Annotated in this window: 16 protein-coding genes; 5 read left to right on the top strand and 11 right to left on the bottom strand. The window is 62.3% G+C overall.

Annotation, left to right across the window (positions count from 1 at the left end):
• Positions 1 to 112 precede the first annotated feature (112 nt).
• Positions 113 to 1801 carry a long-chain-fatty-acid--CoA ligase FadD2 gene (fadD2, locus tag M5G17_RS04060; RefSeq protein ID WP_273891730.1) on the bottom strand — a complete coding sequence of 563 codons (1689 nt, stop codon included), beginning with the start codon at positions 1799 to 1801 and terminating at the stop codon, positions 113 to 115.
• 209 nt (positions 1802 to 2010) lie between these two features.
• Here fadD2 and M5G17_RS04055 point away from each other — a divergent pair, with 209 nt between their 5' ends.
• Both M5G17_RS04055 and M5G17_RS04050 read left to right on the top strand, forming a co-directional pair.
• Complete coding sequence (locus tag M5G17_RS04055; protein ID WP_273891729.1) at positions 2011 to 2955, top strand: alpha/beta hydrolase; 945 nt, start codon at positions 2011 to 2013, stop codon at positions 2953 to 2955.
• A 35-nt stretch (positions 2956 to 2990) separates the two neighbouring features.
• Positions 2991 to 3461 (top strand): MaoC family dehydratase, encoded by a 471-nt coding sequence (locus tag M5G17_RS04050; RefSeq protein ID WP_273891728.1) that lies wholly within the window; start codon positions 2991 to 2993, stop codon positions 3459 to 3461.
• Positions 3462 to 3464: 3 nt separating this feature from the next.
• Here the strand turns inward: M5G17_RS04050 and M5G17_RS04045 are convergent, their stop codons facing one another.
• The 10 genes from M5G17_RS04045 to M5G17_RS04000 all read right to left on the bottom strand — a co-directional run bounded on the left by M5G17_RS04045 (position 3465) and on the right by M5G17_RS04000 (position 9721).
• Positions 3465 to 4700, bottom strand: coding sequence for an RNA polymerase sigma factor (locus M5G17_RS04045; protein ID WP_273891727.1), 1236 nt, complete (start codon positions 4698 to 4700; stop codon positions 3465 to 3467).
• Positions 4700 to 5191: an SRPBCC family protein gene (locus M5G17_RS04040; protein WP_273891726.1), complete on the bottom strand. Its 492-nt coding sequence runs from the start codon at positions 5189 to 5191 to the stop codon at positions 4700 to 4702. Before M5G17_RS04040 ends, M5G17_RS04045 begins: the two co-directional genes overlap by 1 nt.
• 19 nt (positions 5192 to 5210) lie before the next feature.
• Positions 5211 to 5555, bottom strand: a complete 345-nt coding sequence (locus tag M5G17_RS04035; protein WP_273891725.1) for a YciI family protein — start codon at positions 5553 to 5555, stop codon at positions 5211 to 5213.
• Between the two features lie 87 nt (positions 5556 to 5642).
• A complete protein-coding gene (locus M5G17_RS04030; protein WP_273891724.1) occupies positions 5643 to 6062 on the bottom strand; it encodes a YybH family protein in 420 nt (139 codons plus the stop codon).
• Between the two features lie 91 nt (positions 6063 to 6153).
• The gene (aac(6'), locus tag M5G17_RS04025; RefSeq protein WP_273891723.1) at positions 6154 to 6603 is read right to left on the bottom strand and encodes an aminoglycoside 6'-N-acetyltransferase; all 450 of its coding nucleotides are present in this window, start codon (positions 6601 to 6603) and stop codon (positions 6154 to 6156) included.
• A complete protein-coding gene (locus tag M5G17_RS04020; RefSeq protein ID WP_273891722.1) occupies positions 6600 to 7085 on the bottom strand; it encodes a GyrI-like domain-containing protein in 486 nt (161 codons plus the stop codon). Before M5G17_RS04020 ends, aac(6') begins: the two co-directional genes overlap by 4 nt.
• Positions 7086 to 7382: 297 nt before the next feature.
• Positions 7383 to 8042, bottom strand: a complete 660-nt coding sequence (locus M5G17_RS04015) for a LysE family translocator (RefSeq protein ID WP_273891721.1) — start codon at positions 8040 to 8042, stop codon at positions 7383 to 7385.
• 81 nt (positions 8043 to 8123) lie between these two features.
• Positions 8124 to 8456, bottom strand: coding sequence for a type II toxin-antitoxin system HicB family antitoxin (locus tag M5G17_RS04010; RefSeq protein WP_273891720.1), 333 nt, complete (start codon positions 8454 to 8456; stop codon positions 8124 to 8126).
• Positions 8453 to 8707, bottom strand: a complete 255-nt coding sequence (locus M5G17_RS04005; protein ID WP_273891719.1) for a type II toxin-antitoxin system HicA family toxin — start codon at positions 8705 to 8707, stop codon at positions 8453 to 8455. Before M5G17_RS04005 ends, M5G17_RS04010 begins: the two co-directional genes overlap by 4 nt.
• Positions 8708 to 8764: 57 nt before the next feature.
• Entirely contained in the window at positions 8765 to 9721 is a 957-nt protein-coding gene (locus M5G17_RS04000) for a threonine dehydratase (protein WP_273891718.1), read from the bottom strand.
• An 87-nt stretch (positions 9722 to 9808) separates the two neighbouring features.
• On the opposite strand from M5G17_RS04000, the gene M5G17_RS03995 reads away from it, so the two are divergent.
• The 3 genes from M5G17_RS03995 (at position 9809) to ada (ending at position 12919) form a co-directional block, all read left to right on the top strand.
• Positions 9809 to 11152, top strand: coding sequence for an aminotransferase-like domain-containing protein (locus M5G17_RS03995; protein WP_273891717.1), 1344 nt, complete (start codon positions 9809 to 9811; stop codon positions 11150 to 11152).
• Positions 11152 to 11781: a DNA-3-methyladenine glycosylase family protein gene (locus M5G17_RS03990; protein ID WP_273891716.1), complete on the top strand. Its 630-nt coding sequence runs from the start codon at positions 11152 to 11154 to the stop codon at positions 11779 to 11781. Before M5G17_RS03995 ends, M5G17_RS03990 begins: the two co-directional genes overlap by 1 nt.
• Before the next feature lie 76 nt (positions 11782 to 11857).
• Complete coding sequence (gene ada / locus M5G17_RS03985) at positions 11858 to 12919, top strand: bifunctional DNA-binding transcriptional regulator/O6-methylguanine-DNA methyltransferase Ada (protein ID WP_273891715.1); 1062 nt, start codon at positions 11858 to 11860, stop codon at positions 12917 to 12919.

Below are 12919 nucleotides of genomic sequence, written 5' to 3'. Positions count from 1 at the left end.
GTAGCAGCTTTGCCAAGGCCCGCCTAGAGCTAAAACAGCCTAAACAGTCACGGAAATGACTCTTGATAATCACGTAGTCATTTTTAGAGTAAAAATTCTAACGGCCTGTCTGTTAGGCAATATCCCGCAACTCCCGACGCAAAATCTTGCCCACCGCTGTCATCGGCAACGAATCGCGCAGCACGATGTGCTTGGGCACCTTGTAGCCGGTGAAGTTGGCCTTGCAGTACGCCTTGAGCTCTTCAATGCTGACCCCACCTTCACGCGCCACCACAAACAGCTTCACCGCCTCGCCCGAGCGCTCGTCCGGGATGCCGATCACCGCGCAACTGGCCACCTGCGGATGGCTCATCACCACCTCTTCGATCTCGTTCGGGTACACGTTGAAGCCCGAGACAATGATCATGTCCTTTTTGCGGTCGACGATGCGGGTAAAGCCGTCCGGGTCGATCACCGCGATGTCGCCGGTCTTGAACCAGCCCTCGCTGTCCAGTGCCTCGGCCGTCGCCTCGGGATGCTGCCAGTAGCCCTTCATGACTTGCGGGCCCTTGATGCACAACTCGCCGCGCTCGCCAAAGGGTTGCTCGACCCCCGCATCGTCAATGACCTTGAACGCCGTGCCCGGCACTGGCATACCCACGGTCCCCAGGCGTGCCAGCTGGCCATAGGGATTGGTACTGGCCACCGGCGAGGTTTCGGTCAACCCATAGCCCTCGACAATGCGACAGCCCGTCATGCTTTCCCAGCGCTCGGCAGTGGCGGACACCAGTGCGGTACCACCGGAATTGGTGACCTTCAATGCCGAGAAGTCGAGGTCTTTGAAGTCGGGATGGTTCATCAGCGCCACGAACAGGGTGTTGAGCCCCAGCAGCCCGGAGAACTTCCACTTCTTCAGCTCCTTGACGAAGCCGGGGATGTCCCGCGGGTTGGTGATCAGCACGTTGTGATTGCCGGTGACCATCATGCACATGCAATTCGCGGTGAAGGCATAGATATGGTAGAGCGGCAGCGGTGCGATCATCACCTCCTGCCCTTCCTTGATCAGACGCTGACCATCAGGCCCGTGCTGGGAGAAACACGCCAGGACCTGGAGCATGTTCGCCACCAGGTTGCCATGGGTCAGCATCGCGCCCTTGGCCAGGCCCGTGGTGCCGCCGGTGTACTGCAGCACGGCGATATCGTCGAGGCTCAGCGATACCGGTTTCAGGGACTGGCCACGACCCTGGGCCAGTGCGCGCTTGAACGGCACCGCCTGCGGCAGGCGGTAATCCGGGACCATCTTCTTGACCTTGCTGACGATGGTATTGACCAGCCAGCCCTTGGCCGCCGGCAGCATGTCGCCCATCTTCGCTTCAATGAGGAACTCGATGCCGGTATCGGGAAGTACCTCCTGCACCAGCTTGCCGAACATGTTCAGGTACACCAGTGCACGGGCACCTGAATCCTTGAACTGATGGCGCATCTCGCGGGCGGTGTACAACGGGTTGGTGTTGACCACGATCAGCCCGGCGCGCAAGGCACCGAAGACGGCGATGGGGTACTGCAGCACGTTTGGCATCTGTACCGCGATGCGGTCGCCCGGCACCAGGTCGGTGTGCTGCTGCAGGTAAGCGGCAAAGGCTGCCGAGTAGCGTTCAAGTTCGGCGTAGCTCAGGGTCACCCCGAGGTTGCTGAACGCTGGGCGGTCCGCAAACTTCTTGCAGGAGCGTTCGAACACTTCGACCACTGACTTGTAAGCGTTTATGTCAATTTGCGCAGGAACGCCTGGCGGGCGCTTGTCATTCCAGAAATCAGCTTGCATCAATTATTGTCCTCATACCTGAGCCGTTCCGGCCCCCCTGCCTACTTGGCGAAGAAGGTGCTGTGCCGACGTTAGCAGGTCTGTGGCAGGTGGCAAATACGCCAAGCGCTGTCATTTGCATTGTGAATCTTGTTGCTGATGACCCTGCGATCGCCTGCCTGGGTTATACACTGTGCTGACCTACCGACTTGCGTGCACAAGGACCCGCCATGCACCACGACGCGTTCTGGCTTGCAGCCAGCGACCATTGCAGCCTCTATGTTTACCAGTGGCTGCCCGCCACGCCGATCAAGGCGGTGGTGCTATTGGCCCACGGCATGGCCGAGCATGCCGGGCGTTACCAGCGTCTGGGCGAAGCCCTGAGCAATGCCGGCTACGCCCTGCTCGCCCACGATCAACGTGGCCATGGACGCACCGCAGAGCTTGGCACTTTAGGCCTGTTCGCCCGACACAATGGCTGGAACAGCGTGGTCAATGATCTGGGCCTGCTCAGCCAGCACATCGGCCAGCAATTTCCCGGCACGCCGGTGTTCCTGTTTGGCCACAGCATGGGCAGCTACATCGCCCAGGCCTACCTCATGCACCATGGCGCCAGCCTGCAGGGGGCAATTCTGAGCGGTTCGAACTTCCAGCCGCCAGCGCTGTACCGCACGGCCTGCCTGATTGCACGCTTCGAAGCCTGGCGCCAGGGGCCGCTTGGGCACAGCGCACTGATCGAGTGGCTGTCCTTCGGCTCGTTCAACAAGGCCTTCAAGCCCAACCGCAGCGCCTTCGACTGGCTCAGCCGCGACAGTGCCGAGGTCGACAAGTATGTTAACGACCCCTTGTGCGGCTTTCGCTGCAGCAACCGGCTGTGGATCGATCTGCTGATGGGCCTGGAGCAAATCAGCCAGCCACGCAACCTGGCACAGATCGATCCGAACCTGCCAATCCTGGTCATGGGCGGCGAATGTGATCCGGTGAGTACCGGCAAGCGTCTCAAGGATCTGGTCGGTGCCTTGCGCCTGGCCGGCAATCAGCATGTGCAGTTGCAGCTCTATCCCCAGGCGCGGCATGAACTGCTCAACGAAACCAACCGTGACGAGGTCACGGCCGCCATCATCGACTGGCTGGAGCAGGCCCTGGCCATTGGCCGCCCCGCCCGCAGTGAATGACCGGCCGCCCCTCAGGACAGAAGGAAGGCCAAGCGATGACCCAGGTCACCAACACCCCGTACGAAGCCCTCGAAGTCGGCCAGACCGCCAGCTTCAGCAAGACCGTCGAAGAACGTGACATCCAGCTGTTCGCGGCGATGTCCGGTGACCACAACCCGGTGCACCTGGATGCCGAGTTCGCCGCCAAGAGCATGTTCAAGGAGCGTATCGCCCACGGCATGTTCAGCGGCGCGCTGATCAGCGCCGCAGTGGCGTGCGAACTGCCAGGCCCTGGCACCATCTACCTGGGCCAGACCATGAGCTTCCAGAAGCCGGTGAAGTTCGGCGACACCCTGACCGTGCGCCTGGAAATCCTCGAGAAGCTGCCAAAATTCAAGGTGCGCATCGCCACTCGTGTGTTCAACCAGAACGATGAATTGGTAGTCGATGGCGAGGCCGAGATCCTCGCTCCGCGCAAATTGCAGACCGTCGAACTGATCAGCCCGCCACCGATTACTGTCGGCTGAGTCTCACAACTCGCTCAGGCGGCGCTCGATAAAGCGCCGCTCAGGGCCCTGGCACGTCAGCTCAAGGGCACTGCGATACGCCTCCCGGGCTTGATCCAGACGGCCCAGTTGGCGGCACAGTTCAGCCCGGGCCGAATGGGCCAGGTGGTAGTCACGCAACTGGCCGCGGGCCAGAATCACCTCCACCGCCGCCAAGCCCGCCTCGGCACCGTCGCGCCGAGCCAGGGCGGCCGCGCGATTGAGCTCGACCACCGGCGACGGCCAGCGCTGTAGCAGCACATTGTACAAACCAACGATCTCTTCCCAGTCGGTTGCCTGGGCACTGGCCGCTTCGGCATGCACAGCGGCAATCGCTGCCTGCAAGCTATAGACACCGAACCGCTGACTGCGCAGAGCTTGTTGCACCAGTTGGCAGCCTTCGGCAATCAGTTCACGGTTCCACAAGCTTCTGTCCTGCTCATCGAGCAGCACCAGTTCGCCCTGGGCGTCGCTGCGTGCCTGTTGCCGCGAGGCTTGCAAAAGCATCAAGGCCAGCAGGCCGAGCACCTCGGGGTCGGGCAGCAATTGCTGGAGCAAACGCCCCAGGCGGATCGCTTCATCGCTCAGGTCATGGCGCATCAGGCTCTCACCCGAAGATGCCGAGTAACCTTCGTTGAACACCAGGTAGATCACTCGTAGCACGCTATCAAGACGTTCCGGCAACTCGGCCAGTGACGGTACCTGATAGGGAATCCGCGCCTCACGGATCTTGGCCTTGGCCCGCACGATACGCTGGGCGATGGTCGCCGGGCTGTGCAAGAACGCGCGGGCGATTTCTTCGGTGGTCAGGTCGCAGACTTCGCGCAAGGTCAGCGGCACCTGGGCATCGGCGGCCAGCGCCGGGTGACAGCAGGTGAAGATCAGACGCAAGCGGTCATCCTCCAGTTCCTGATCGTTCACCTCGACCTCCTCAAGCGACTCCAGCGCCTGGATCAACTGCGCCTGGGAGCGGTCGAAACGCGCACGGCGGCGCAGGCCATCGATGGCCTTGAAGCGCCCGGTGGAGACCAGCCAGGCACGAGGGCTGGCCGGAGTACCGTCGCGCTGCCAGCGCTCTACAGCGATAAAAAACGCCTCGTGCATGGCCTCTTCGGCAAGGTCGAAGTCACCCAGCAGGCGAATCAGGGTTGCCAGGATACGCCGCGACTCCTGGCGATATACCGTCTCCAGTTCAGCCCGTACCTGGGCAAGCTCGGCCATCAGTCGGGCATCTGCGTAGTTACCAGCGCCACCAGACGATCCAGGCTCTCACCCCAGCCACGGTGAAAGCCCATTTGCTCATGGGCCTGGCAATCGTCGGCACTCCAGTGCCAGGCACGGGCGGTGTACTGGGTCTTGCCATGGACATCATCGAAGGTCACCACGGCGGTCATGAAGGCCTTGTTCGACGGCACCCAGCCCGGGCCAAAGGCATCGGTGAAAACGATCCGCGCCGGCGGCTGGATTTCCAGAAACACACCCTGGTTCGGGTACTCAGTGCCGTCAGGGGCGCGCATCACCGTGCGAAACAGCCCGCCCACCCACAGCTGCATTTCGCATTCGGGCGTAGTCATGCCGTTGGGCCCCCACCACTGGGCAAGCAGTTGCGGCTCAGTCCAGGCGCGAAACACCTTGCGCCGTGGCGCGTCGATCAGGCGCGTCAACAACAGCTCGTGCTGCGCCTTGGACTGCTCGGGGTGTAGATGGCTCATCGTCTCGTACTCCTTGGCTTCAGGGTTGCAACTCACGGATCGGTCGCACTTCGATACTGCCGACCCGCGCTGCCGGGATGCCCCTGGCGATGTTCAAGGCTTCGTTCAGGTCCCGAGCATCGACCAGATAAAATCCGGCCAGTTGCTCCTTGGTCTCGGCAAAAGGGCCATCGGTCAAACTCATGTGGCCACCGCGCACCCGCACGGTGGTCGCGGTCTGCACCGGCTTGAGTGCCTCGGCAGCGAGCATTCGGCCACTGCCCTGGATCGATTCGGCGTAGGCCATGCACTCGGCATCGGCGGGACTGTCGGGCAGGCTGTGCAACAGGGCCTCATCACAGTAGACCAGGCATAGGTATTTCATCGTCTTCTCCAGCGCAGATTCGTACTATGGCTGCACACCGCGCCTGCTTGAAAAGCGCGATTCGGCATAACACTCGGCCTTTTCAGCTTAAGGCTTGAGCGAGAACAGCGCGGCACCGGACTCCATGTCAAACGGCGCCGACCAGTGCTCGTGAATCACCTTCCACTGCCCGTCGATACGCTGGTAGCCGACGGTGGCGCGCATGTAGCAACTTTCCTCCTTGTTCGGGCCGCAGCGATTGAGCCAGTGGGCCAGGGCGAGCTCCGGGGTGGCCTGGATCTGCAATTGCTCGATTTCGAAGACCATGTCGCCGGGGCAGTGATCCATGCAGGCCTGCCAGTGGGCTCGATAGGCGGCCTTGCCCTGGAACTGCAAATGCTGGATCGCATCGAAGGCGCGAATGTTCTCGGCGTAAGGCGCGGTAATAGCCTCGACGTCGCGCGAGCGTACGGCGGGAAGCCATTGCTCGATGAGTTGGCGGATATCGTCTTCGGCAGTACGGGTCATGATCGTGTCCTCTGAGCGAGCAAACGCCGAAAAACTCGGCGCGTTCACAGATGGTCGAATGACCGTGGCTGAAATCGACAGCCCGGAAAAATCAGCCCTTGGCCAAGGGCTTGAGGAAGTACACCACCCGCTCGGTTTCTCGAAAGCCCAAGGCCTCATGCATGGCGTGACTGTTGTGGTTGTCCAGGGCGGCGTCCGAGGCCAGCTCGCTGCAGCCCTGACGGGCGGCCCACTGCTCGACCGCCGCGATCAGCCGCCCGGCGATGCCCTGGCCACGGGCCTGGGGCGCGACGAACACACCTTCGAGAAAAGCCACCGGCGAGCTGTTGCTGCCATTGACGTAATCACGGCGGATCGAGGCCTCGGCAAAACCCAGGGCCTGACCGGCACTATCACGGGCCAGCAAGGCAATCAGCCGTTGCGGTTGCTCGAGGGTTTCCTGCAAAGAGCGCCGATGCTCATCAAGCGGGCAGTCGGGCCACAGCGCCTGACGCAGCGCCAGCCAAGCCGGTTGTTGAGCATCGTTGCAGGTTTCGATCATTTGCTTTCCAGAGGGAGCCATATTTCCATCACGCTATTGCTGTCGTAGGGGCTGAAGTCCTTGCCGTAGCGTTCAAACTCCGGTGCATTGGCCACAGTTTCGCCGGACACCGGCACCCAGTCCTTCCAGATAGCCTCAAAGGTGACCTTGAGATTATCGAGGCTGCCATGGTGTTCAAACACCGCATACCGCCGGGCCTTGAGTTCTACATGCTGAAAATCGGCAGGCAGCAGGTCGGTGCCCTGTACCTGAACCCCGGCGATGTAGTCGAAATTGCCTTTGCCATCACCGTTGCAGCATACCCCGTAGGCTTCTTCACCTTCTTGCCCAGGCACCTGCCCAATGTACCGTTCGAAGCGCTGCCACAGGGCGGGGATCTTCTGGAGAGTCGCCTGGCTATAGCGTTCACCCAGTCCTGCAATGGTGAAGGCAGGAGCGTCTTCGAAACGCGCGGGTTTGATCGGGGGAGTTTGCAGAGTCATGTCCTTTGCCTCGCTCAAGGGTGTCATGGGCACAGCGCACCTGTACCAAGCACCAGAGTAGCGGCAACTACCGATTCACGGAATCGGTTCGATGGCACGGGCCTGACGAAAAGAGCCCCTGCGGAGCTCTTGGCCTTATTGCGGTAGAAAACTCTCGCCAGAGCGTTTGGCGCGTTTGGCGGCGTGTTTTTCTTTGGCTGTTTTCAGTGGTTTTTTCTTCGTCATCTTTTTTGCATCAAGACCTTTCATCGAAGATCCTCCTGCCTGACGGCACCTGCGCAACGGTGTCCCGGTTCATTATAGACCCGGCGTGGCCGCAGGCACGGCGAGAATGAACTCACGGTAGCCGGAAAGAATCACGTACCCGGCGAAATAGCAGAAGATACCCGCCGACAGCAGATACGACCAGGTCAGCAGACGGTCACCCAACAACCGCCCGCCGTGGCTGGCGATACTGCACAACGACAGGCACCAGATCAGCCCGGCGGCAAAAAAACCGGAGAGAAACAGCCCGGCTTCAAGCAGGCTGCCGCCACCGGAACGGGAAATCAGCACCCCACCGACAGCAGCAAACCAGAGGATGGCGCTTGGTGACGACATGGCCAGGAAGACTCCTCGGCTGAATTCGCGCCAGGCCGACTCCACAACCACCTCGCCACGGGTTTCCAGGTGGGCATTGCCACGCAGCGCGGCCAGCAGCATCTTGATGGCAAACCACACCAACAACACCGATCCGCCCAGCCACAACACCCAGCGCACCGTTTCAAATTGCAGCAGCACGGTCATCCCGGCCAATGCGGCAATGGCATACAGCAGATCCCCGACACAAGTCCCCAGCCCCAGCCACAAGCCCTGCAGGAACCCCCGCTGCATGGCCAGGGTGATCATGGCGATATTGGCAATGCCGATATCCAGGCACAGCGACAAACTCAGCAGAAATCCGTTTGAAAATGGCATCGACGTTCCATAACCCGTGTTGAAGGCAGGCGCTATTAGAACGGTTATTTATCCGGCTGTATTGGAAGAAATTGCCCCCATTCAGGTTTGCGCTGCACGTTCGAAGACCTCGTCCGCCCATTGGTTGAGGCTCTTGCCGGCCGATTGAGCAGCTATTGTCGCGGCCGCATGGACTTCGGGCCTGATCCGCAGCATGACCTTGCCGGACGCAGGCTTTTCTGGCTGGACGCCACGCTCGGCGCAATCGGCCAGGTAGTCATCCAGCGCCAGGTGAAACGCCTCGTGCAACGGCCGGACAGCGCTTGCGTGGAAACTGATGATGTCGCGTACGCCGAGGACACGACCGACGAATATGTCATCCCGTGGGTCGTATTCGATTCGGGCGGTGTAGCCCTTGTAGGTCATAGTGTTCATGGTTGAACTCCTGCCCGCAGAAGAAACTCGCGAGCTTCTTCCACCTGATATCGCTTGGCCTCTTTGCCCGGGTGCGGCCGGTGACAGCGCCACAGCTGATCACCCAGGGTCAACTTGACCCTGGAGCCTTCACGCTCCTGCACATGCCCACCCAGGTACAGCACCAGCGCCTCGATGTCAGCAAACACCACACTGGCGCTGGTCGGTGCACGGAAAATGCTGTCGAGGATCTTTCGATATCGATTGTTCATCGGAAAATGCTATCAAAATAAGATAGCACTTTTTCCAATGCTTCAATTCAGGATTTTTCAATCCCCCGCCAACACCTGCGCATACCGCTGCCGATCAATATTCGCCCCGCTGAGAATCACCGCCACCTTGCGCCCCTGCTGACGCTCGCGCTCCTGGATCAACGCGGCAAGCCCGGCGGCGCCCGCACCTTCGGCGGTGTTGTGGGTGTCTTCGTGGTAGATGCGCATGGCCTGGGCCACTTCCTCGTCGCTGACCCGCACGATGCGCGCGGCGTGCTGGCGGATGATTTCGAACGCTTCGGGCAACGGCATACGGCACGCCATGCCATCGGCAAAGGTATTGGCTGTAGCCGTGGTGACAATGCGGTCCTGTTCCAGGCTCTGGGCGAAAGCGTCTGCGGCGCTGGACACTACGCCGACGATTTCGATATCCAGGCCAAGCAGGTTGCGCGCCTGGATCAGGCCGCAGATGCCCGAGCCCATGCCGATCGGCACATAGACGCAATCCAGCGCGTGCACCGCCTCCAGCAGTTCCAAGGCATAGGTGGCAACACCGCGGATCAACTCGGGGTGAAACGGCGGAACGCTCTCGTAATCGTGCAACCGGGCCAGGCGTGCGGCCTCTTCGCGGGACTGGTCAAAGTCGGCGCCGTGTTCGATCAGCTGGGCGCCCAAGGCGCGCATCGCCGCATTTTTCTCCAGCGAGTTGTCTTCAGGCACCACGATGATGATCGGCAGTCCTGCATTGCGCGCAGCCAGGGCCATGCTCTGGCCATGGTTGCCACGGGTCGCGGTGACCAGGCCACGGACCGTCGGTTTCTGCGCCAGCAACCACTGCACATACATCAACCCGCCGCGCACCTTGAAGGCGCCGGTCGGGGCATGGTTTTCATGCTTGACCCAGACCTCGCAGCCCAACCGCTCGGCCAGGCGCGGCCAGGCATACTGTGGGGTGGCGGGTACGCTGACATGAACCAGGCGGGCAGCTTCGCGCAGGGCAGGCAGATCGAACATGGAGCACCTCGGCAAGAGTGGATTTGACCCGATCCTAGTCGCCGCGCATTGTATGGGTACATTCTTATATTGCATGGCCAACAATAAATGTGGACCCCTGCCCTTGCCGACGATGCCCAGCCACGCTACCTGGCCCTGGTCGACGCCATTGCCGCTGCCATCGAACGCGGCGAACTGAAAGTCGGCGAACGCTTGCCGCCACAACGGCGCCTGGCCTGGAACCTGGGGCTGAACCCCAGCACCACTCAGCAAGCCTACCGCGAGGCGGCGGCGCGGCACCTGGTTTCAGGCGAAGTCGGGCGTGGCACCTATGTACTGGCCGGCAGCAAGGAGGCCACGCTGTTTCGTCTCAAACAGCGCGACGTGCAATCAAGCCTGATCGATCTGTCGACCAATGTGCCGGTGATCGACCCGGCCAACCGCGACAGCGAAATCACCCTGCAAGCCCTCCTCCAGGACGGCCAGGCCGGGTGCCTGGATCACTACCTGAGTGCCGAAGCGTTGCTGCACGCTCGTGTGCACGGCGCTGGCTGGCTAGCCAACCGCGGCCTGCAGCTCAGCGACCGGCAGTTGCTGCTCTGCGGTGGTGCCCAGCAAGGCCTGTTCGCGGTGTTGCTGTCGCTGTGCCAGCCGGGTGAAGCGGTGCTGGTCGAGGCTCTTACCGCGCCCGGCATCAAGGCCGCCTGCCGGCAGCTACGCCTGCCGTTGCATGGCATCGCCCTGGACGAGCAAGGCATAGTGCCGGATGACCTCGATCGGGTCGCCCGGGCCACCGGCGCACGGGTGGTGGTGCTCACCCCGAGCCTGCACAACCCCACCGGCGCGTGCATGAGCCGCGCACGCCAACTGGCAATTGCCGAGGTGGTCGAGCGCCATGACTTGCGGGTAGTCGAAGATGATGTCTACGGTGCCCTGACCGACCAACCACCGCTGTGGCCATTACTCGGGCAGCGCGGCATGTTGATCAGCAGCCTGTCGAAGACCGTGGGCGCCGGCTTGCGCCTGGGCTGGATCGTGGCCGACCCGGCCTTGCTGGAACAGGTCGACCCACATGCCCAGGCCACTCACTGGCAAGTGTCGCCGCTGAACCTGCAGATCGCCTGTCGCTGGATTGCCGACGGCACCGCGCAACGGCGCCTGGCCTGGCAACGCGCAGAAGTCCGCCAACGTTGGCGCCTGGCCTGCAGGATTCTGGGCAACCACCTGGTCAATCACCGCCAGCCCTCGCCACACATTTGGGTCAAGGCCGGGCTCAGCGCCGCACGCGTGGCCCAGGCTTGCCGGAGCAACGGTGTGGCAGTGGTGCCAGGCGAGGTGTTCGCGGTAAAACAGCAGGATCTGGCGGCAATCCGCATCAGCCTGTCGGCGGCTACCAGCCGCGCCGAACTCAAGCAGGCACTGGAGCAAGTGAGCAAGGCACTGGAGGCCTGATGAGCAAGCACGCGTTCTATACCCAGGCACAAACCTGCCTCGCCGCACTGGACCCACACTGGGCTGCGCACATCGAGGCGATCGGCCCTTGCCTGCATCAACCCAAACCTACCCGCGACCCGTATCAAGCCCTGATACGGGCCATCGCCTACCAGCAACTGCATGCCAAGGCCGGCGATGCCATTCTCGGACGCTTTCTGGCGCTCTATCCAGGCAGCGCGTTTCCCAACCCCGAGCAGGTGCTGGCGAGCACCCCGGAACAGTTGCGCGCTTGCGGCTTCTCGGCGAGCAAACTGGCAACCATTCAGGGCATCGCCCGGGCGCGGATCGAAGGGCTGGTACCGGACTATCAAGACGCCCTGGCACTGGACGATGAAGCGCTTATCGAACGCCTGGTCAGCCTGCGCGGGGTTGGCCGCTGGACCGTCGAAATGCTGCTGATCTATACCCTGGAACGCATGGATATCCTGCCGGCCGACGACTTTGGCGTACGCGAGGGTTATCGCCGGCTGCAGGGCCTGGAAACACAACCAACACGCCGGCAAATGATCGACCTGGGCAAGCACTGGAGCCCCTATCGGACCGTGGCGGCCTGGTACCTGTGGCGAGTGCCGGCCACACGAGTTTGAACGCAAGACTCGGAGTTTTTCCGGTGGGCCGACCCCGTAGCCTGAAGCCCTCGATCATTGCCAGGAGCACCCCGTCATGAGAACAGGCAAACCCCGCATCAGTGAGTCCGACCCGCGCTGGCAGGCCATCCTCGCCCGCGACCCGGCCGCTGACCAGGCCTTTGTCTATGGTGTGCGCACCACAGGCGTGTACTGCCGCGCCAGCAGCAGCGCACGCCTGCCACGCATCGACAACGTCGAGTTCTTCGACACCGCCGAGCAGGCCGAGGCCGCTGGCTACCGGCCAAGTAAACGCCGTGGTGCTGACCAGACCCACGTCGCCGAACAGCACCGGGCTCAGGTCACCCGCGCCTGCGCACTGATTGAAAGCACAGAGCCGGCGCCGAGCCTGAATCAATTGGCCGAACAGTTGCAGATGAGCCCGTTTCACTTTCATCGGGTGTTCAAGGCCGTTACCGGGCTGACCCCCAAGGCCTATGCCACGGCTCACCGAGCGCGCAAGGTGCGCACCCAACTGCAGCAGGCGACCAGCGTCACCCATGCCTTGTACGAGGCCGGATTCAACTCCAACAGCCGCTTCTACGAGTCAAGCAACGCCCGCCTGGGCATGACCCCGGGCGCCTATCGCGATGGCGGCGCCAATACCGATATCCGCTTTGCCCTCGGCCAGTGCTCGTTGGGGGCGATACTGGTGGCGCAGAGTGCACGGGGGATTTGCGCGATCCTGCTGGGCGACGACCCGCAGGCGCTGCTGGAAGACCTGCAGGACAAGTTCCCCAAGGCCAACCTGATCGGTGGCGACGCCAGCTTCGAAACCCTGGTCGCCAGGGTGGTAGGTTTTATCGAGGCACCGGGGATCGGCCTCGACCTGCCGCTGGACCTGCGCGGCACTGCCTTCCAGGAGCGAGTCTGGCAGGCCTTGCGAACGATCCCGGCCGGCAGCACTGCCAGCTATGCCGAGATCGCCCAGCAAATTGGCTCCCCCAGGGCGGTGCGCGCCGTGGCCCAGGCCTGCGCTGCCAACTCCCTGGCTGTGGCCATCCCGTGTCATCGGGTGGTGCGCAGCGACGGCAACCTCTCGGGTTACCGTTGGGGCGTGGAGCGCAAGCGTGAGCTGCTGGCGCGCGAGAGCCAGTGA

This window comes from Pseudomonas rubra (assembly GCF_028656935.1).
GTDB classification, from domain to species: domain Bacteria; phylum Pseudomonadota; class Gammaproteobacteria; order Pseudomonadales; family Pseudomonadaceae; genus Aquipseudomonas; species Aquipseudomonas rubra.
Note: the sequence above shows the minus strand (reverse complement) of the source record. Positions and strands in the feature narration are given on the sequence as shown.